This window comes from Celeribacter neptunius (genome assembly GCF_900113955.1).
In the GTDB taxonomy this organism is placed as follows: Bacteria; Pseudomonadota; Alphaproteobacteria; order Rhodobacterales; family Rhodobacteraceae; genus Celeribacter; species Celeribacter neptunius.
Genome location: NZ_FORH01000004.1, coordinates 139,102 through 158,178, shown reverse-complemented (window position 1 = coordinate 158,178; position 19,077 = coordinate 139,102). Strand labels below are relative to the sequence as shown.

Genomic DNA, 19,077 nt, shown 5'->3' with positions numbered 1-19,077 from the left:
ACCATAGGCCCGTTCCCATCCAGTTCGGAGAGCAGAGAATGGAGCCGTTTCGGGGCATTGGCCTCAAGCTTGCCTCGGTCGTGTGCTTTGTCGTCATGGCCGCCCTCGTCAAAGCGGCGAGCGACGAGGTGCCCCCCGGTGAAGCGGTATTTTTCCGGTCGTTTTTCGCCCTGCCGGTGATCTTCATCTGGCTGGCGCGCAGCAAGCAGGGTTTTCTTTCCGGGTTGCGGGTCAAATCCCCCATGGGGCATGTCTGGCGCGGCATGATCGGGGCGAGTGCGATGTTTCTCAACTTCTACGCTCTGGCCCTGTTGCCGCTGCCCGAAGCAACGGTGATCGGCTATGCCGCGCCTTTGCTTCTGGTGATTTTTGCGGCGATGTTTGCCGGGGAAGAGGTGCGTCTGTTCCGCCTCTCCGCGGTTTTCGCGGGGCTTGTCGGGGTGATCATCGTGCTGATGCCACGGATCACCGTGTTCAACGGCACGCCGGACCCGCGCGAGCAGCTCGGGGCGATGGTGGCGCTGGGCGGTGCCTGTCTGGCCGCGATCGTGCAATTGCATGTCCGCAACATGGTGCGCAGCGAATCCACCAGCTCGATCGTGTTCTGGTTCTCGATGTCCTGTACCGTTGCAGGCCTGATGACCCTGCCTCTGGGTCAATGGGTGGTGCCGAGCCCTCTGGTTGCGCTGTATTTGACACTTGGCGGTTTGATCGGCGGGCTGGCGCAGGTGTTTCTCACCTCCTGCTATCGCTACGCCGATGCCTCGCTGCTGGCGCCCTTCGATTACGCCTCGATGGTTTTTGCCCTGGTCATTGGCTACGTTGTGTTCGGCGATGTGCCGACCCTGCCGATGTTGCTGGGGGCGAGCATCGTCATCTCGGCCGGGGTGGTGATCATCCTGAGAGAGCGCGCGTTGGGCCTGAGCGCGGCCAAGCGCAAACGTGCCGACGCGCTTTGAGGGCGAAGAGGTGAGGGTCGGAGTTCAGTCGAAGACCCAGTCCCAGAAACCATCGCGCCGGACGGTGGCGCGTCGTTCCTGTTCCTTCACCGTGGCCTTGCGATGGGCCACGACCATCTTTTCCGCTTCGATCGCCGGGAGGATGCCTTCGGAGGCGCGGGATGCGGGGAAAGGGCCGATACGGCTTTCGCCGACCAGATAGGTGACATTGACATTGCTGCCAGGAATGGTGCGGAACTTCACCCGAACCTCGGCGTTCAGCTGGTTAAACGCCTTTTCGATGGCGGCCTCGTATTGTGTTTTGCTCGACGCTTTTCGCGACTCGCTGCCGATGTCCACCACGGCAATAATCAACCCGTTGTTTTCCAGCTGACCGGCTTCGGAGAGTCGGTCGACGGTAATGCCCAGAGGCCGCAAAGACGGGTTTTTCGTGATGAAATAGGCGGTCAGGGCAAGCACTGCCGGGGTGACAATGAACACCGTGATGAGACCGATGACGATCGTATCTTTTCTAACCAAGGGACAGCCTCCTGCCAACACACGGGAGGAAGTTGGCAGAAAGCTCTTAGTTCTAGGTTAAAGCGATTTGCGAAATGCCGCCCCCTCTCGCAAGAGCGGCACCATTGTCAGCTGCGGACCAGCTTTTCGTAATCGGTGGCGATGTCGCGGGTCAGGGCACCGACCTCGAACATATACTCCCCGATCTGGCCGACGGGCGTCACCTCGGCCGCGGTGCCGGTGAGGAAACACTGTTCGAACCCGTCGAGCTCCTCGGGCATGATCCGGCGCTCATGTACGGTGATACCCTTGTCCTTCAGCATGCCGATCACGGTCTGACGGGTGATGCCGTTGAGGATGGCGTCCGGGATCGGCGTGTGCACTTCACCATCCTTGACGAAAAAGATATTCGCGCCGGTCGCCTCGGCCACGTAGCCGCGATAATCCATGAACAAGGCATCCGAACATCCTTTCGCCTCGGCGGCATGTTTCGACATGGTGCAGATCATGTAGAGACCGGCGGCCTTGGCCGCGGTCGGAATGGTCTCCGGCGAGGGCCGTTTCCATTTCGCGATATCGAGCTTGGCGCCCTTCATCTTGGCGTCGCCATAGTAAGCGCCCCATTCCCAGGCCGCGACGGCCATGCGCACAGGGTTTCTGTTGGCGGCAACGCCCATGTCCTCGCCGGCGCCGCGCCAGGCCACCACGCGCACATAGGCATTGTCCCAGCCATTGGCCTTGAGCACATCGTACTTGGCCTTTTCGATCTCTTCGACCGTGTAGGGGATCGGCATGTCGAGCGCCTTGCCGGATTCGAGCAGGCGCTTGGAATGTTCGACAGATTTGAAAATCTTGCCCTCATAGCAACGCTCGCCCTCGAACACGGAGGAGGCGTAATGCATGGCGTGGGTCAGGATATGCACCTTGGCGTCGCGCCAATCGACCAGCGCGCCGTCCATCCAGATATAGCCGTCACGATCTTCGTAGCTACCCGCCATGGGGCTCTCCTTTTCTGTCCTGTCCCGCAGGCGCCGTAGCTTTCATGAAATTGCGCGATCTGGCGATATTTGGGACGATTGTTGCGCGAAATCCCGGTTTCGCTATCAATTCAATCTTGGAATGTCAACATGGCTGACTTAAAGTGAGTGTAAATTATGCATTTTGAGAAATGAGGCGGATATGGCGGACGGCAAGGCTGGCGGAACCAAAGGCGGGCAGGCGCTGCTCTTTCTGACGGACGAGCAGCTCCGGAAAGGCATCGAGGCGATGTTCTTTGCCTATCGCGGGTTCACCGCCGATCCGGACCGTATTCTCGAGAAATACGGCTATGGTCGGGCGCATCACCGGGCACTGCATTTCATCGGCCGGGCACCGGGGACCAATGTGAACAACCTTCTCGGCATCTTGGGTGTCACCAAACAGTCGCTGAACCGGGTGTTGCGCACTTTGATCGAGGATGGTTTGGTCGAGAGCCGAATTGGCGTACAAGACAAACGGGAACGTCACCTCTACCTCTCGGAGACCGGCACGGCGCTCGAGGCGGAATTGTCGGAGGCGCAGCGGGCGCGGATGCGGGTGGCCTATCGGGAGGCGGGTCATGAGGCCGTGGCGGGGTTCCGGCGCGTGCTGGAGGCGATGATGGACCCGGACCAGGCGGCGTATTTCAACGCCATGACGAACAGGGGAGAGTAAAGGGTGAGCGGAGAGATCCATCTTCTGATCGTGGATGACGATGAGCGCATCCGCGGTTTGTTGCAGAAATTCCTGATCCGTCATGGGTTTTGCGTCACAGCGGCCCGCGATGCCGCCCATGCACGCCGGCTTTTGGCCGGGTTGGAATTCGATCTCATCGTTCTGGATGTGATGATGCCCGGCGAGGACGGCATCAGCCTGACCAAGGCGCTGCGTCAGGATATCGCCACGCCGATCATGCTCCTGACCGCCAAGGGTGAGACCGAGGAGCGCATCCTGGGGCTGGAGGCTGGCGCCGATGATTACCTGCCGAAACCGTTCGAGCCGAAAGAGCTGCTGTTGCGCATCAATGCCGTGCTGCGGCGCATGCCGCAGGTGGAAGAGACCGAAGCCGGGCCGAAATTCCTGCATCTCGGGCGGTTTCGCTACGATGTCGAACGCGGCGAGCTGTGGCAGGGCGATCAGGTTGTCCGCCTGACCGGCACCGAGTCGCAATTGATGCGGATTTTTGTCGCCGCCTCCGGCGAACCTGTATCGCGCGGCGAATTGGTCGAACGACTGGGCCGCGATGGCGGTCAGGCGCAGGAGCGCGCTGTCGATGTGCAAATCACCCGTCTGCGGCGCAAACTCGAGGACGACCCGCGTCAGCCTCGCTATCTGCAAACCGTGCGCGGCGCGGGCTATATGCTGACGCCGGAATAACCCGCCCGGAGCGCAGCGGGACGTGCGGATTGTCCGGAAACTCGAACTGGTCAATCCCCGCCATTTTCCTATATGCAGGGGGCAAAGCAATCGGGAGAGACAGATGAGCGAGACACCGGTCAGCGAGATGTCCTTTGAAACCGCCATGGCCGAACTCAATGAGGTCGTGAGCAAGCTGGAGCGGGGCGATGTCGCGCTCGAGGACAGTATCGCGCTCTATGAACGCGGCGCTGCGCTCAAGGCGCATTGTGAGGCCAAGCTGAAAGAGGCCGAGGAAAAGGTCGAAAAGATCACCGTCGGGCCCGATGGCGCCGCCGCCGGGACGACCAAAGCCGAAGGTGTCTGATGCAGGACCATCTGCAGCGCTGTAAAGAGGCGGTTTCCGCCTGTTTCGACACGGTTCTGGAGCCGCTGGGCGCCATGCCGGTCGAGGAAGGTCTGCGCTATGCGCTTCAGGGCGGCAAGCGGCTTCGGGCCTTTCTGGTGATGGAGGGGGCGAGCCTCCATGGCATCCCCGCCGCGCAATCGGTCTGGGCCGCCGCCGCGATCGAGGCGCTGCATGCCTATAGTCTCGTGCATGACGATCTGCCCTGTATGGACGATGACGACCTGCGCCGGGGTCAGCCGACCGTGCACAAACGCTGGGACGAGGCCACGGCCGTGCTCGTCGGCGATGCGCTACAGACCCTGTCGTTCGAGCTGTTGACCCGGCCTGAAATGGACGTTTTGAGCCAGGTTCGGGTCGAATTGATCGCCTCTCTCGCCAGGTCCGCCGGCATTTCCGGCATGGTGCTGGGACAGGCGCAGGATATCGCCGCAGAGACTGCCGAAAGTCCGCTCGATCTCGCTGAGATCACCGAGCTGCAAGGCAACAAGACGGGCGCCCTGATTGAATGGTCCGCGCGCGCCGGTGCGATCCTCGGCGGCGGTGACCCGAAGCCGCTCGGCGCCTATGCCAAGGCGCTGGGCCTGGCGTTCCAGATCCAGGACGATATTCTCGATGTAGAGGGCGATATCGAGAAAACCGGCAAAGCCGTCGGCAAGGACGCCCATGCGGGCAAGGCGACCTTCGTGTCGCTTCTGGGGCTTGAGGGCGCCAAGATGCGTGCTAGCTCTTTGGTCGATGACGCCTGTGCGGCATTGAGCCCCTATGGAACCCGGGCAGAGTCCTTGCGGGACCTCGCCCGTTTCGTTATTTCGCGGGAAACCTGAGAAAGCGAGACGCCATGTCCGACCGACCAGCCACTCCGACCCTTGATCGCGTGAATGTCCCCGCCGATCTCAAGGCGCTGTCCGACGTTGAATTGAAACGTCTGGCGCATGAGCTACGTCAGGAAACCATTGCCGCGGTCTCTGTCACCGGTGGTCACCTTGGCGCAGGGCTCGGCGTGGTCGAACTGACCGTGGCGCTGCATGCGGTGTTTGATACGCCGAAAGACCGGCTGATCTGGGACGTCTCGCACCAATGCTATCCGCACAAGATCCTCACCGGTCGTCGCGACCGCATCCGGACACTGCGGCAAGAGGGCGGGCTGTCCGGCTTCACCAAACGTTCGGAAAGCCCCTATGACCCGTTCGGCGCGGCGCATAGCTCCACCTCGATCTCGGCCGCTTTGGGCTTTGCCGTGGCGCGCGATCTCGGTGGTGCACCGGAACACGGAATCGGCGATGCGATCGCGGTGATCGGCGATGGTTCCATGTCCGCAGGTATGGCTTTCGAGGCGATGAACAACGCCGGCCATCTGGGCAAGCGTCTGATCGTCATCCTCAATGACAATGAAATGTCGATTGCCCCGCCGACCGGTGCGCTCTCGTCTTACCTGACGCGTCTTTATGCCGGTGAACCGTTCCAGGAGCTGAAAGCCGCTGCCAAGGGGGCGGTGTCGCTCCTGCCGCATCCGTTCCAGGAAGGCGCCAAACGCGCCAAGGAAATGCTCAAGGGCATGACCATTGGCGGCACGCTGTTCGAAGAGCTCGGCTTCTCCTATGTCGGGCCGATCGACGGTCATGACATGGACCAGCTCCTGAATGTGCTGCGCACCGTGAAGGAGCGCGCCACCGGGCCGATCCTGATCCACGCGATCACCAAAAAGGGCAAAGGCTATGCCCCGGCGGAGGGACGCCCGGACAAGGGACACGCGACCGCCAAGTTCGACGTGGTCACCGGCGAACAGAAAAAGGCCAAGTCCAACGCGCCCTCCTATACCAAGGTCTTCGCCAAGGCGCTGATCGACGAGGCGACACGCGATGACAAGATCGTCGCCGTGACTGCGGCCATGCCGGATGGCACCGGGCTCGATCTTTTCGCCGAACGCTTTCCGGCGCGTTGTTTCGATGTCGGTATCGCCGAGCAGCATGGGGTGACTTTCTCCGCCGGTCTCGCGGCCGGTGGGATGAAACCCTTCTGTGCTATGTATTCGACCTTCCTGCAGCGCGGCTACGATCAGGTCGTGCATGATGTGGCGATCCAGCGCCTGCCGGTGCGCTTTGCCATCGACCGTGCCGGGCTCGTCGGTGCCGATGGCGCGACGCACGCCGGGTCTTTCGACATCGCTTTCATGGCCAACCTGCCGGGCATGGTGGTCATGGCCGCCGCCGATGAGGCGGAACTCGTCCATATGGTCGCCACCGCCGCCGCGCATAACGACGGTCCGATCGCCTTCCGCTACCCGCGTGGCGAAGGCGTCGGCGTGCAGATGCCGGAACATGGCGAGGTGCTCGAGATCGGCAAGGGCCGGATCGTGCGTGAGGGGAGCCGCGTGGCGCTTCTCTCCTTCGGGACGCGTCTCGAACCCGCCTTGAAAGCCGCCGAAAACCTCGCGGCCAAGGGGATTTCCTGCACCGTCGCGGACGCGCGTTTTGCCAAGCCTCTGGATCACGGATTGATCCGCGATCTGGCCGCGAACCATGAGGCGCTGATCACGCTCGAAGAGGGCGCAATCGGCGGTTTCGGCTCGCATGTGGCCGATTTTCTCGCCGAAGAGGGCGTGTTCGATCATGGGCTTAAATTCCGCTCTATGACCCTGCCGGACACGTTCATCGATCAGGCCAGCCCCGAGGCGATGTACGCGACCGCGGGTCTCAATGTGCCGGATATCGAAGCCAAGGTGTTGGCCGTGCTGGGTGTGGCGGATTTGTCCAGCAAACGCGCCTGATCGTGGATTCCGCCGCTCTCCGCTCTGTCGTTTGCGCAAGGCGGATATGAGCAAAGCCGCGCGATTGCGATATTGATCCTCATCCCCGAATGGGGGATGAGTCAAAGCGAACACTCCTCACAGGATTATCCAACCATGGCCGTGGCGACCCCCACCCACACCGGCTCGCGACCGGGTATTGTCCTTTTTGCGCTCGCCATGGGCGGGTTCGCGATTGGCACCACCGAATTCGCCACCATGAGCCTCTTGCCCTTCATGGCAGAGGGGCTTGGGATCGATGAGGCGACGGCCAGCCGGTTGATCTCTGCCTATGCGCTGGGCGTGGTGGTTGGAGCGCCGCTGATCGCCGTAGCCGCGGCCAGAATCGAGCGGCGGCTTGTCCTCATCGGGTTGATGCTGATGTTCTGCCTGACCCATATCCTGTCGGCACTGGCCGCGAGCTATCCGACCATGCTTCTGGCGCGCTTCCTGAGCGGTATGCCACATGGCGCCTATTTCGGGGTTGCGGCACTGATGGCCGCCTCCTTGGCCGGACCCGGTCAACGTGGTCGCGCCGTGGCCAAGCTGATGCTCGGGCTGACCATTGCCACGGTTGTCGGCGTACCTTTCGCCAATGTGCTCGGGCAGACCGTCGGTTGGCGATGGGCCTTTGCCCTGGTCGGGGTCCTGTCCGCTGCGACGGCCATGATGATCCTGATCTTCGCGCCGCAAACCACAGAAGGCTCCGGCTCGAACGCGCTGCAGGAACTCGGTGCGCTCAAGAATCGTCAGGTGCTTCTGACATTGCTGACCGGGGCGATTGGTTTCGGCGGTTTCTTTGCCTTCTATACCTATCTGGCTTCGACGCTGATCGAGGTGACCAAGATCAGCGACGGCAATATTCCGATCTATCTGGCGATCATGGGCGGTGGCATGACCCTCGGGGCCCTGCTGGCCGGCTGGGCCGCGGATCGCGCGCTCAACCTCTCGGTCTTTGTGATGCTTTTCGCCAATATCGTGCTTCTGATGCTCTATCCCGTCGTGGCCGGGCATGCTTATGCCCTGGTGGCGCTGGTGCTGGCGATGGGCATTGCCAACGGCTTGCCGATCCTGTTGCAGACCCGGTTGATGACTGTGGCGGGTGATGCGCAATCCTTGGCCGCCGCACTGCACCATGCGGCTTTCAATGCGGCCAATGCTTTGGGCCCCTTCGTCGCCTCGATCTATATCGCCCGCGGCTACGGGTTTCCCTCGTCGGGCTATGTCGGGGCGGCGCTGACACTCGCCGGCGTGTTGCTCTATGCGGTGACGCTTTGGGACCAGCGCCGCAACTGGCAGGGCAGCTATTGATCTTTTGAAATAAGACCCTGATCCTGCGCAAGAAGCGCTTTCAGCCCGCTCTTGTAATCCGGGTAGATGAGTTCGATCCCAAGGTTTTGTTTCATCCGGTCGTTGCGCACCTTCTTGCTCTCGCCGTAGAAACTGCGTGCCATCGGGCTCATTTCGGCCGTGTCGAAATCTTCCGCCGGTGGGATGGGCAAGCCGAGTAGCTCGGCGGCGTAACCGATCACATCTTCGGGTGGGGCGGCCAGGTCGTCGCAGACATTATAGATCCCGCTGTCCTCGGGTCGTTCCATCGAAGCTTCGAGCACCTGAGCGATATCCTCGACATGGATGCGGGAAAACACCTGATCCGTCTTGATGATCCGGCGGGCGGTGCCGGCGCGCACCTTGGCAAAGGGGCCGCGCCCGGGACCATAGATGCCCGCGAGACGAAAAACCGACAGATTCAGACCCAAATCCTGCGCAAATCTCTGCCATTCTTCCTCGGCGCGCACCCGGGCTGATCCGCGTGTCGTGCTCGGGGTGAGCGGCGTGTCCTCCTCCACCCAGCCTCCGCCATGATCGCCATAGACGCCCGTGGTCGAGAGATATCCCACCCATTGCAGATTGGGGGCCGCCTCGATCAGCGCCTCGCGATAGTCGCGGAGCATCGGATCGACGTCGTGGTCGCGTGTCACATCTGGTGCGGCGGAGATCAAAAGATGCGTCGCCTGGCCGAGTTCCGCTGGAATTGGATCTGTTTCGAGGCAGACCGGTTGTACGCCAGTTGCCGCAATGGCGGCGGCTTTCTCCGCATGGCGCGTGGTGCCGAAAACGGTCCAGCCTTTCGCGATCAGGCGCTGTGCGAGGGCCTGCGCGCTGTAGCCGTGGCCGAAGGAAAACAATCTCGCCTCTGTCATTTCTTTCCCCCTGTCGCCTCTCTTGCGCATTTCTCTGACATGGTCTCAATTGAGTGACGAGGTCACCACGAGATGACAAGCGGAAATGAGCAGGGATGCCAAAGAAGATCCGCAAGCTGATCAGAGGATATAAAAATGAATAACGCGCTCAACAGCCTGACCCTTGAAACACCGATCGCGCGCGAGGCCCGGATGTTTTCCGACCCGGCCGCCGCGGTCGCCTATCTCGAAGAGCTTTATGACGAGGCCTGTTCTTTCCTGACGGAAAAGTTTTCCTGGATCGCCAGCGGCAACACGCCGACGGCGCGCTACCGGGCCTTTTACCCCGAAATCCGGGTGATCACGACATCCTACGCCGCGATGGACAGCCGCCTGTCCTTTGGCCATGTGGCGAAACCCGGTGAATATTCGACCACTATCACCCGGCCCGACCTGTTCCGCAATTACCTGCGACAACAGATCACCCAGATCGTCCAGAACCATAGGGTCGAGGTGCAGATTGGTGCCTCTCAAACACCGATGCCGGTGCATTTCGCGGTCGCCAATGACGAGAATATCACCGTGCCGCAGGAAGGCGCCATGGCCTATCCGCTGCGTGATATTTTCGACGTGCCGGATCTGACCACGACCCATGACGATATCGTCAACGGGTTCGGTTATGCGCATGAGGACGGCTCCGGCGCGCTTGCGCCCTTTACCGCACAGCGCATCGATTACTCGCTGGCGCGCCTGTCGCATTACACGGCGACGGATGCCTGCCATTTCCAGAACCATGTGCTGTTCACCAACTACCAGTTCTACGTGTCGGAATTCGAGGCCTATGCCCGTACCCAGCTCGCCGACCCGACGAGCGGCTATACGAGCTTTGTCTCGACCGGTAATGTCGAGATCACCGATGCGGACACTGCGATCCCGTCCTCGCCGAAAATGCCGCAGATGCCGACCTATCACCTCAAGCGTGCAGATGGCTCCGGCATCACCCTGGTGAATATCGGCGTCGGCCCGTCGAATGCCAAAACCGCGACCGACCATATCGCCGTGCTGCGCCCGCATGCATGGATCATGGTCGGCCATTGCGCCGGGTTGCGCAATTCCCAGAGCTTGGGCGATTTCGTTCTGGCCCACGCCTATCTGCGCGAAGACCATGTGCTCGACGATGACTTGCCGGTCTGGGTGCCGATCCCGGCGCTGGCCGAGATCCAGACCTCGCTCGAGGCGGCGGTCGAGGAGATCACCGAGCTGGGTGGCTACGATCTGAAACGGATCATGCGCACCGGCACGGTGGCGACGATCGACAACCGCAACTGGGAGCTCCGGGACCAATCCGGCCCGGTGCAACGCCTGAGCCAATCGCGGGCGATCGCACTCGATATGGAAAGCGCCACGATTGCCGCCAACGGGTTCCGTTTCCGCGTCCCCTATGGCACGCTTCTATGCGTCTCCGACAAGCCGCTCCATGGCGAGCTGAAACTGCCCGGCATGGCCTCGGATTTCTACAAATCACAGGTCTCGCGGCATTTGCTGATCGGAATTCGGTCGATGGAAATCCTGCGTGAGATGCCGATCGAACGCATTCACAGCCGGAAATTGCGCTCTTTCGAGGAAACTGCCTTCCTTTGAACGGAGCTTTTTCGCCCAAAATGCGCGAAAATGCCTTGGATCGTTACACTAGGCGTTGTGCGGCCCCTCAATATTCGCTTAGAAATGCGCAATAACCCCCTAATCCATGGGGGATGTACGAGGAGTATACAGACATGACGAAACCGATGACCAAGACCCAGCTCGTGGCTGCACTCGCAGAAGAGATGGGTTCTGACAAGAAATCCGCTGGTGCCGCTCTCGAAGCTGTCACCGCCATCATCACCAAAGAAGTGTCCGCCGGTGGTGCCGTGACCCTTCCGGGTGTTGGCAAAATCTACTGCCGTGAACGCCCCGAGCGTATGGTTCGCAACCCGCAGACCGGCGCGCAGATGAAGAAAGAAGCGGACAAGGTCGTCAAGATGACCATCGCCAAAGCGCTGAAAGACAGCGTCAACGGCTGAACCGGTCGCCTGGTTTGAGAAAGGGTCGCTTGGGCGGCCCTTTTTTCATGCGCGGGTTCAGGATCAAAAAGCGGCTCTAAACCACCAAAAGCAACACCAGGTTGAGTGTGATGAAAGCGCCGAGCGTGTTGATCAGGATCGAGAGGGAGGCCAATGCACCACGGCCGACTTCCTGAGCGAAAATGGCCGCGACAGCCATGGTGGGAAGTGCTGCGGAAACGAAAGCGGCTGTGCGGAAATCCGGGTCCAGCGTGATGCCCGCGCGCTGCATCACGAACATAACGAGGGCCGCGAAGAGTGGCATGACGAGCAGCTTGCCGACAGCGGCCTGGCTGGCGAGCCGCAGATTGCCTTCAAACGACAGGCCCACGAGAGAGCCGCCGATGACGAACAGGGCGACGGCCGAAGCGGAATTGGCGATGAGCTGGATCAGATGGCGCAGTGGTTCCGGCAGGCTAAGGCCCATGGCGGAAATGAGGAAACCGAGAAGGATGGCGATGATCAAGGGACGTTTGATCAGACCTTTGAGCATGGCGGCAAATTGTCGGATGAGATTCTTCTGGCGCTGATCCTGCGGTTTGCCGGCATCAATCACCATCATCGCGAGCGGGATGAAGATGATGTTTTCCACGAGGAAGTTCATCGCCAGAATGATGCCTGCGTGATCCGGTGCCAGGATGAGAAACATCGGGTAGCCGATAAACCCGGTGTTCGGACAATAAGAGATCATCATCGCCACACCCCGACGGCTCGGGTCGGTGCTGACGGAAAACCAGAGAAAGGTCATTCCGGCGGTCAGAATCCCGGTCAGGAGATAGATGACCATGTAGTCCGGATGTACCACCTCGGAAATCGGGCGTGAGGAGATCGCGCCAAAGACCAGCGCCGGCAAGGCGAAATTCATCACCCATCCGCCGAGGACTCCCATGTCCTTGGGTCGAAACACGCCTTTGGCGACCGTGCCATAGCCGATCGCGACCATGGCAAAAATCGGGAAAGTGATCCCGAAAATGGTGAGGATATCAGCCAATTTTGCCGCGCAGCCCCTCGCCGACCTGGCCACGATGCAACAGCAGGTGATCGAGGATGACACAGGCCATCATCGCCTCGCCCACCGGCACGGCACGAATGCCGACGCAGGGATCATGGCGGCCCTTGGTGATCAGATCGGTGTCCTCACCCGATCTGGTGACGGTCTTGCGCGGGGTCAGGATTGACGAGGTCGGTTTCACCGCGAAACGCACCACCAGATCCTGCCCGGTGGAAATCCCGCCAAGGATGCCGCCGGCGTGATTAGACCCGAACTCAGGTCCATTCGGCCCCATCCGCATCTCGTCGGCATTCTCTTCGCCGGTCAGACAGGCGGCATTCATGCCCTCACCGATCTCGACCGCTTTCACCGCGTTGATCGACATCATCGCCGCGGCGAGATCCGTGTCCAACTTGGCATAGATCGGCGCGCCGAGCCCGGCCGGGGCACCTTTGGCGGTGATCTCGACAATCGCGCCCACCGACGAGCCTTTTTTGCGGATCTCGCCGAGGTAGTCGGCCCAGGTCTCCGCCGTCTTGGCCGAGGGCACCCAGAATGGGTTGTTGTCGATCTCCGCCATGTCGCGTGCGCCCTCGATGCCATGCGGACCGATCTGGGTCATATAGCCTTTGATCTCGAGATCAGGCACGAATTCGGCCAAAACCGCCCGGGCGATGCCGCCGGCGGCGACCCGTGCCGCGGTCTCGCGCGCCGAAGACCGGCCACCGCCGCGATAATCGCGAATGCCGTATTTCTGGTAATAGGTGATGTCGGCGTGACCCGGGCGGAAGGCCTGGGCAATCTCGCCATAATCCTTGGAGCGCTGATCGGTGTTGCGGATCATCAGCTGGATCGGTGTGCCGGTGGTCTTGCCCTCGAACACGCCCGAGAGGATTTCCACCTGATCGGGTTCGCGCCGCTGGGTGGTGAACTTGGAGGTGCCGGGTTTGCGCTTGTCGAGCCAGACCTGAAGCATCTCTTCATTGATCTCCACGCCGGGCGGGCAGCCATCGACGGTCGCGCCCAAAGCGGGGCCGTGGCTTTCCCCCCAGGTGGTGAAGCGGAAAAGATGTCCGAATGTGTTCATGCTCATATGGCGTCTCCCTGATCGTCTCTCCATAACCTCTCCGGGCCGCTTCGAAAAGACCGGGTCTTGCACCGCACGAAATCCACGCTAAGTTGGCCCTCACCTCGGGGTGCCCGTGCCCGACACGGCTGAGATGCGCCATGCGAACCCGTTGAACCTGAACCGGCTAACACCGGCGGAGGGAAGGTATCGGCTGATCTGGCTTATCCTTGCAGACCCGCTGCCCTTTTTCTTCGCCCATGTCATATGGAGCGAGCCATGAAATATGGACTTACATTTGCGGCGCTGCTGACCGCAACCACTGCGCAAGCAGATCCTCTCACCATCTATGCCCCCGATTATTTCGCCTCCGAATGGGGCCCGGGTCCGGCGATCAAGGCGGCCTTCGAGGACGAATGCGCGTGCGAGATTGAATATGTCACCGGCGACCTGCTGCCCCGGCTCTTGCTCGAGGGCGATCGCACCAAGGCCGACGTGGCCATCGGTTTCAATTCCGACGTCATGAAAAAAGCCCGCGAGACCGGGCTTTTCGCTCCGCATGGTCAGGATCTTTCGCCCCTGACCCTGCCGATCGACTGGACGGATGACACGTTCCTGCCGTTCAACTGGTCTTACACGGCCTTCATCTACGACAATACAAAGATCCAAAACCCGCCGAAATCCTTCCATGAGCTGGTGAATTCCGACGAGGATTGGTCCATTGCCATCCAGGACCCGCGGACCTCGATCTCCGGGCTGGCCCTGGTGCTCTGGGGCAGGGAAGTCTTCGGCGATGAGGCAGAAGACGCCTGGGCCAAGCTTGCGCCGAAGGTCACCACGGTGACCAAGGGCTGGTCCGAAGCCTATGGTCTGTTCACCGATGGCGAGGTGGACATGGTGCTGAGCTACACGACCTCGCCCGCCTATCACATCATCGCCGAAGAGGACGACACGAAATCCGCGGCACTTTTTGAGGAAGGCCACTATTTCATGGTCGAATCCGCCGCAAAACTGGCCGGAACCGATCAGCCGGAGTTGGCCGACGCCTTCATGGCCTTCATCCTCTCTCCGACCTTCCAGGAAATCATTCCGACCGCCAACTGGTCCTATCCGGCGGCCCTGCCGAAGGACCAGTGGCCGGAGGCCTTCTCGGAGCTCAACTACCCGGAAAAGGCGATCTTCCTGGATGAAGATGCGGCCGACGCCCTGCGGGATGAGGCGATTACCGAATGGCGCAGCGCGTTTTCGCAATAAACCGCCTTCGGTCGCTCTGGCCGGGGCTTCTCGCGGCGGCGCTTGTCGCCGCCCTGAGCCTCGGCACATTGGGCGCCGTGGCCTTGCGGGCGGAAAGCTTCTCTGCCCTCTCGCGTTTCGACTGGCTGGCGGTGCGTTTCACCGTGGTGCAGGCGGCGCTCTCCGCCGCGCTTTCCGTGCTCTTCGCCATCCCCGCCGCACGCGCGCTGGCGCGCCGGAGCTTCCCGGGGCGGGGTCTCTTGATCACCCTTCTGGGGGCGCCTTTCATCCTGCCGACCATCGTTGCGATCCTCGGTCTGACCGCCGTGTTCGGCAAGACGGGTTTTGTCTCGGTTTTGCTAAGTTGGGCCGGATTAGAGCCGATTTCGATCTACGGATTTCATGGCGTCGTACTGGCGCATGTGTTCTTCAACCTGCCGCTGGCAACCCGGCTTCTATTGCAAGGTTGGGGCGCGATCCCGGCGGAGCGGTTTCGGCTGGCTTCGGCGCTGCATTTCGCCCCCGGCGACATCTTTCGTCATATCGAGCTGCCGATGCTGAAAGAGATCGTGCCGGGGGCTTTCACGGTGATCTTTCTCATTTGCACGACCTCATTCGCCGTGGCCCTGACCTTTGGCGGCGGGCCAAAAGCGACCACGGTGGAGCTCGCGATCTACGAAGCGTTTCGATACGATTTCAACCTGGGCAAAGCCTCGCTTCTGGCACTGATTCAGGTGTTGATCTGCGTCGTGGCTGCGTTGACCTCGCTCAGATTTCGTGTGCCGCAAATGGGGCAGGGCGGGTTGGACCGGGTGGTGCAGCGCTTCGATGCCCGCACGATCCGCGGTCTCGCATTTGATCTGTTCTGGATCGGGACGGTCAGCCTGTTCCTTTTGACGCCGCTCCTGGCGATCCTCCTCCGGGGCACGGCGGGGATCTCGGATCTGCCGGCTTCCGTCTGGTCCGCCGCGCTGCGCTCGCTCGCAACCGCTCTGGGTTCTGCCGGTCTGGCGATCCTCTTGTCGCTCGCGCTCGCGCTGTCGGCCCTGCGCTGGCGTGGATTGGAGGTGATCGGCATGTCCTCCATCGCCGCTTCGCCGCTGGTGATGGGCACCGGCCTCTATATCGTCCTGTTCGCCGTGACCGATCCGGCGGAGTGGGCGCTCCTGATCACCGCCTTGGTCAATGCGGTGATGTCCCTGCCCTTCATCCTGCGCGCGCTGAGCCCGGCGCTGGCGGCTGTCGAGCGGGATTATGGCCGCCTCTCCGACAGTCTCGGTCTGACCGGCTGGGCGCGGCTGCGGCTGGTGACTCTGCCACGGCTCAAGGCCCCGATCGGGTTTTCCGCGGGTCTGGCGGCGGCGCTCTCGATGGGGGATCTCGGGGTCATCACCCTGTTCGCCCGCCCCGAGGCGGCGACCCTGCCACTGCAGATCTACCGACTCATGGGGTCATACCGTATGGATCAGGCCATGGGGGCGGCCTTGCTGCTTCTGGGGCTGAGCCTGAGCCTGTTCTACATCTTTGATCTCTGGGGGCGCCGCCGTGCTTGAATTCGATCATCTGAGCCTGACACAGGGGGATCCGAGCTTTGGCGACTTCACCCTCTCTGCCGATTTCACCATTCCGGTGGGCAAGCGCGTCGCGGTGATTGGCCCGTCCGGCGCCGGGAAATCCACGCTTCTATCGCTGATCGGCGGGTTCGAAGCGCCGGATCGGGGGGCGATCCGCTGGCAGGGGCGGGACATGACCCGGGCCCTGCCGCATCAACGCCCGATCGCGCATCTGTTTCAGGACAACAATCTGTTTTCGCATATGACGGCGGCCGAGAATGTCGGGCTGGGCATCCGTCCCAATCTGCGCCTGAGCCGCGCGGAGAAAGCACGGGTTGCCGAGGCGCTGGCGGCGGTCGGCCTGTCAGGCATGGAGGCGCGTCGTCCGGGCGAGCTTTCGGGCGGGCAGCAGAGCCGTGTGGCGCTCGCGCGTGTGCTGGTGCAGGAAAAGCCGCTGATCCTCCTGGACGAGCCGTTTTCGGCCCTGGGGCCGGCCATGCGCGGCGAGATGATCGATCAGGCGATCCAGGTCTCCGACCGGCTGTCTGCCACCATGCTGATGGTCACCCATGACATTGCCGACGTGGATCGCTTCGCCGATCTGGTGATCTGGGTCGAGGGTGGCCTCTGCCAGCCGCCGCGCGTCTGGGCCGAAATGAAGGCCGATCCGCCGCAGGGTTTGACGGACTATCTCGGCAGCTGAGCCCGGCAATGCTCCTCGCATGAAAAAAGCGCCCCGGCGGAACCGGGGCGCTTTCTGTTTGGTCAGACTGAGCTCACTCAGAGCGTGGTCTTTTTGCCTTTGTGCGGCGCCCAGAGCTTCTTGTTCGTCAGGAACAGAAGCGAGGTGAGGACGACAAGGAAGGCCACGGCGACAAAGCCGGCTTTCTTGCGCGCCATCATCTTCGGCTCGGCGGCCCACATCAGGAAGGCCGCGACGTCTTCGGCCTCGTGGTGGATCTCGTTGGAATGGCCGTCGGCATATTCCACGTCCTCACCGTAGAGCGGCGGGGCCATGGCGATCCAGCCGGTCGAAAACGCGGTGTTCTCGTAATAGGTGGTGCCGGCTTCGGTCTTCTCCTCACCGGTGTAGCCGGTCAGGATGGCGACGATGTGCTCGGGGCCACCAATGCCTTTGACGAACTGGTTGATCCCGGTGCCGTAGGGTCCGTGGAACCCCGCGCGGGCCTTCGCCATCAGCGACAGGTCCGGCGCGTTCTGCGAATTGTTGGCCGGGAAATGGTCATTCTCGGTCAACGGCCGCGCAGCGCCTTCGTCATAGTCGAAGAGATGCATGTTCGAGGCTTCGTCATTCACCGCGAACTGGGCCGCATAGGCACGGACCTGCTCCGCGGGGAGCTGCGGGCCACCTTCATCGGCAAGCGTCCGGATCGGCACGAATTTCATGCCGTGACAGGCCGAACACACTTCGGTGTAGACCTGAAGGCCGCGCTGAAGCTGCATCTGGTCGTATTTGCCGAACGGGCCTTCGAAGGAGAAGTCCACGTCATGGGTGCTGCCGCCTTCGGATGCCATCGCGCCAGCGGTCAGGCCCAGAACGGTGAGGGCGGAGAGGGTAAGTTGCTTGATCATAGTCCCTGTTTCCTTTCTCACTCAGCCGCGCCGGGGTAATGCGACGCGAAATCTTCTTCGATCGTGGCCGGCAACGGCGCCGGTTTCTCGATCACGCCCAGAAGCGGCAGGATCACGAAGAAGTAGGCGAACCAGTAGGTCGCACCGATCAGCGAGATATACGGGTAGATGCCATCGGTCGGCATGGCGCCAACCCACATCAACACGACGAAGTCCACGGCCAGCAGCCAGAACCACCATTTGAAGCTCGGGCGGTATTTGCCGGAGCGCACCGAAGAGGTGTCCAGCCAGGGAACCAGAGCCATTGCGATGATCGCACCGAACATCGCCAGCACACCGAAGAACTTCGCATCGACGATGCCGCCGGTGAGGAAGGACACGGCTTGCACGGCCCAGACATCCGCGGTGAAGGCCCGCAGGATCGCGTAGAACGGCAGGAAGTACCATTCAGGCACGATATGTGCCGGGGTCGAGAGCGGGTTGGCTTCGATATAGTTGTCCGGGTGGCCGAGGAAGTTCGGCATGAAGCCGACAACCGCGAAGAACCCGATCAGGACGATGCCCAGGGCAAAGAGATCCTTGATCACGAAATACGGCCAGAACGGCAGGGTGTCTTTCTCGGCTTCGGCTTTCGAGCCTTTGCGCACATCGATACCCGCCGGGTTGTTGTTGCCGGTGTGGTGGAAGGCCCAGATGTGGACGATCACCAGACCCGCGATCACGAAGGGCAGCAGGTAGTGCAGCGAGAAGAAGCGGTTCAGCGTGGCATTGTCCACGGCCGGCCCGCCCAGAAGCCAGGTCTGGATCGGCTCGCCGATGAACGGGATGGCGCCGAACAGGCCGGTGATCACGGTCGCGCCCCAGAAGGACATCTGACCCCAGGGCAGAACATAGCCCATGAAACCGGTGGCCATCATCAGCAGATAGATGATCATGCCGATGATCCATGTGATCTCGCGCGGCGTCTTGTAGGAGCCGTAGTAGAGACCGCGGAAGATATGGAGATAGACGGCAAAGAAGAACAGCGACGCGCCATTGGCGTGCAGGTAGCGCAGCATATGGCCGCCGTTCACGTCACGCATGATATGTTCGACCGAGGCAAAGGCCAGGTCGACCTGCGGCGTGTAATGCATCACCAGGACGATGCCGGTGACGATCTGAAGTCCGAGACAGAAGGCAAGGACGATGCCCCAGATCCACATCCAGTTGAGGTTCTTGGGGGTCGGGATCATGAGCGTGTCATAGATCAGGCCGATGATCGGCAGGCGGGAATTGATCGCCTTTTCAATACCGGTCTTCGGTTCGTAATGGTCGTGCGGAATACCAGACATA

The 19,077-nt window shown here is 61.5% G+C and carries 19 protein-coding genes and 1 riboswitch; of the genes, 12 read left to right on the top strand and 7 right to left on the bottom strand.

Annotated elements, in window-relative coordinates; translation table 11 throughout:
• Window positions 1-38 precede the first annotated feature (38 nt).
• The gene (locus BM151_RS11750; RefSeq protein ID WP_090060910.1) at window positions 39-959 is read left to right on the top strand and encodes a DMT family transporter; all 921 of its coding nucleotides are present in this window, start codon (window positions 39-41) and stop codon (window positions 957-959) included.
• A gap of 24 nt (window positions 960-983) precedes the next feature.
• Here the strand turns inward: BM151_RS11750 and BM151_RS11745 are convergent, their stop codons facing one another.
• A complete protein-coding gene (locus tag BM151_RS11745; RefSeq protein ID WP_090060909.1) occupies window positions 984-1,478 on the bottom strand; it encodes a hypothetical protein in 495 nt (164 codons plus the stop codon).
• Between the two features lie 107 nt (window positions 1,479-1,585).
• The gene (locus BM151_RS11740) at window positions 1,586-2,455 is read right to left on the bottom strand and encodes a branched-chain amino acid aminotransferase (RefSeq protein WP_090060908.1); all 870 of its coding nucleotides are present in this window, start codon (window positions 2,453-2,455) and stop codon (window positions 1,586-1,588) included.
• Window positions 2,456-2,636: 181 nt separating this feature from the next.
• Between BM151_RS11740 and BM151_RS11735 the strand changes: the two genes are divergently transcribed.
• The 6 genes from BM151_RS11735 to BM151_RS11710 all read left to right on the top strand — a co-directional run bounded on the left by BM151_RS11735 (window position 2,637) and on the right by BM151_RS11710 (window position 8,335).
• Complete coding sequence (locus BM151_RS11735) at window positions 2,637-3,149, top strand: MarR family winged helix-turn-helix transcriptional regulator (protein ID WP_090060907.1); 513 nt, start codon at window positions 2,637-2,639, stop codon at window positions 3,147-3,149.
• 3 nt (window positions 3,150-3,152) lie between these two features.
• Entirely contained in the window at window positions 3,153-3,851 is a 699-nt protein-coding gene (locus BM151_RS11730; RefSeq protein ID WP_090060906.1) for a response regulator, read from the top strand.
• Between the two features lie 103 nt (window positions 3,852-3,954).
• On the top strand, window positions 3,955-4,197 hold the full coding sequence (locus BM151_RS11725) for an exodeoxyribonuclease VII small subunit (RefSeq protein ID WP_090060905.1): 243 nt from the start codon (window positions 3,955-3,957) through the stop codon (window positions 4,195-4,197).
• Window positions 4,197-5,063 (top strand): polyprenyl synthetase family protein, encoded by an 867-nt coding sequence (locus BM151_RS11720; RefSeq protein WP_090060904.1) that lies wholly within the window; start codon window positions 4,197-4,199, stop codon window positions 5,061-5,063. The genes BM151_RS11725 and BM151_RS11720 overlap by 1 nt, the downstream gene beginning before the upstream one ends.
• Window positions 5,064-5,077: 14 nt before the next feature.
• The gene (gene dxs / locus BM151_RS11715) at window positions 5,078-7,006 is read left to right on the top strand and encodes a 1-deoxy-D-xylulose-5-phosphate synthase (RefSeq protein ID WP_090060903.1); all 1,929 of its coding nucleotides are present in this window, start codon (window positions 5,078-5,080) and stop codon (window positions 7,004-7,006) included.
• A gap of 135 nt (window positions 7,007-7,141) precedes the next feature.
• On the top strand, window positions 7,142-8,335 hold the full coding sequence (locus BM151_RS11710; RefSeq protein ID WP_090060902.1) for an MFS transporter: 1,194 nt from the start codon (window positions 7,142-7,144) through the stop codon (window positions 8,333-8,335).
• Here BM151_RS11710 and BM151_RS11705 read toward each other — a convergent pair.
• Window positions 8,329-9,228 (bottom strand): SDR family oxidoreductase, encoded by a 900-nt coding sequence (locus BM151_RS11705; protein WP_090060901.1) that lies wholly within the window; start codon window positions 9,226-9,228, stop codon window positions 8,329-8,331. The genes BM151_RS11710 and BM151_RS11705 overlap by 7 nt on opposite strands.
• 135 nt (window positions 9,229-9,363) lie before the next feature.
• Here BM151_RS11705 and BM151_RS11700 point away from each other — a divergent pair, with 135 nt between their 5' ends.
• Together BM151_RS11700 and BM151_RS11695 are read left to right on the top strand one after the other, a co-directional pair.
• On the top strand, window positions 9,364-10,848 hold the full coding sequence (locus BM151_RS11700; protein ID WP_090060900.1) for an AMP nucleosidase: 1,485 nt from the start codon (window positions 9,364-9,366) through the stop codon (window positions 10,846-10,848).
• Window positions 10,849-10,982: 134 nt separating this feature from the next.
• The gene (locus BM151_RS11695; RefSeq protein WP_090061143.1) at window positions 10,983-11,270 is read left to right on the top strand and encodes an HU family DNA-binding protein; all 288 of its coding nucleotides are present in this window, start codon (window positions 10,983-10,985) and stop codon (window positions 11,268-11,270) included.
• Window positions 11,271-11,346: 76 nt separating this feature from the next.
• On the opposite strand, the gene BM151_RS11690 is transcribed toward BM151_RS11695, so the two are convergent.
• Both BM151_RS11690 and aroC read right to left on the bottom strand, forming a co-directional pair.
• Window positions 11,347-12,300 carry an AEC family transporter gene (locus BM151_RS11690; protein ID WP_090060899.1) on the bottom strand — a complete coding sequence of 318 codons (954 nt, stop codon included), beginning with the start codon at window positions 12,298-12,300 and terminating at the stop codon, window positions 11,347-11,349.
• The gene (gene aroC, locus BM151_RS11685) at window positions 12,293-13,393 is read right to left on the bottom strand and encodes a chorismate synthase (protein ID WP_090060898.1); all 1,101 of its coding nucleotides are present in this window, start codon (window positions 13,391-13,393) and stop codon (window positions 12,293-12,295) included. The genes BM151_RS11690 and aroC overlap by 8 nt, the downstream gene beginning before the upstream one ends.
• A gap of 89 nt (window positions 13,394-13,482) precedes the next feature.
• Window positions 13,483-13,588, top strand: a riboswitch (TPP riboswitch).
• Window positions 13,589-13,645: 57 nt separating this feature from the next.
• On the opposite strand from aroC, the gene thiB reads away from it, so the two are divergent.
• Genes thiB through BM151_RS11670 form a run of 3 tightly spaced genes read left to right on the top strand, consistent with a single transcriptional unit; the run spans window position 13,646 to window position 16,855 of the window.
• A complete protein-coding gene (gene thiB, locus BM151_RS11680) occupies window positions 13,646-14,620 on the top strand; it encodes a thiamine ABC transporter substrate binding subunit (RefSeq protein ID WP_090060897.1) in 975 nt (324 codons plus the stop codon).
• Entirely contained in the window at window positions 14,596-16,152 is a 1,557-nt protein-coding gene (locus tag BM151_RS11675) for a thiamine/thiamine pyrophosphate ABC transporter permease ThiP (RefSeq protein ID WP_090060896.1), read from the top strand. The genes thiB and BM151_RS11675 overlap by 25 nt, the downstream gene beginning before the upstream one ends.
• Window positions 16,145-16,855, top strand: a complete 711-nt coding sequence (locus BM151_RS11670; protein ID WP_090061142.1) for a thiamine ABC transporter ATP-binding protein — start codon at window positions 16,145-16,147, stop codon at window positions 16,853-16,855. The genes BM151_RS11675 and BM151_RS11670 overlap by 8 nt, the downstream gene beginning before the upstream one ends.
• A 77-nt stretch (window positions 16,856-16,932) precedes the next feature.
• On the opposite strand, the gene BM151_RS11665 is transcribed toward BM151_RS11670, so the two are convergent.
• Together BM151_RS11665 and petB are read right to left on the bottom strand one after the other, a co-directional pair.
• Entirely contained in the window at window positions 16,933-17,745 is an 813-nt protein-coding gene (locus BM151_RS11665) for a cytochrome c1 (protein WP_090060895.1), read from the bottom strand.
• Window positions 17,746-17,762: 17 nt separating this feature from the next.
• Entirely contained in the window at window positions 17,763-19,076 is a 1,314-nt protein-coding gene (petB, locus tag BM151_RS11660; RefSeq protein WP_090060894.1) for a cytochrome b, read from the bottom strand.
• Window position 19,077: the final 1 nt, after the last annotated feature.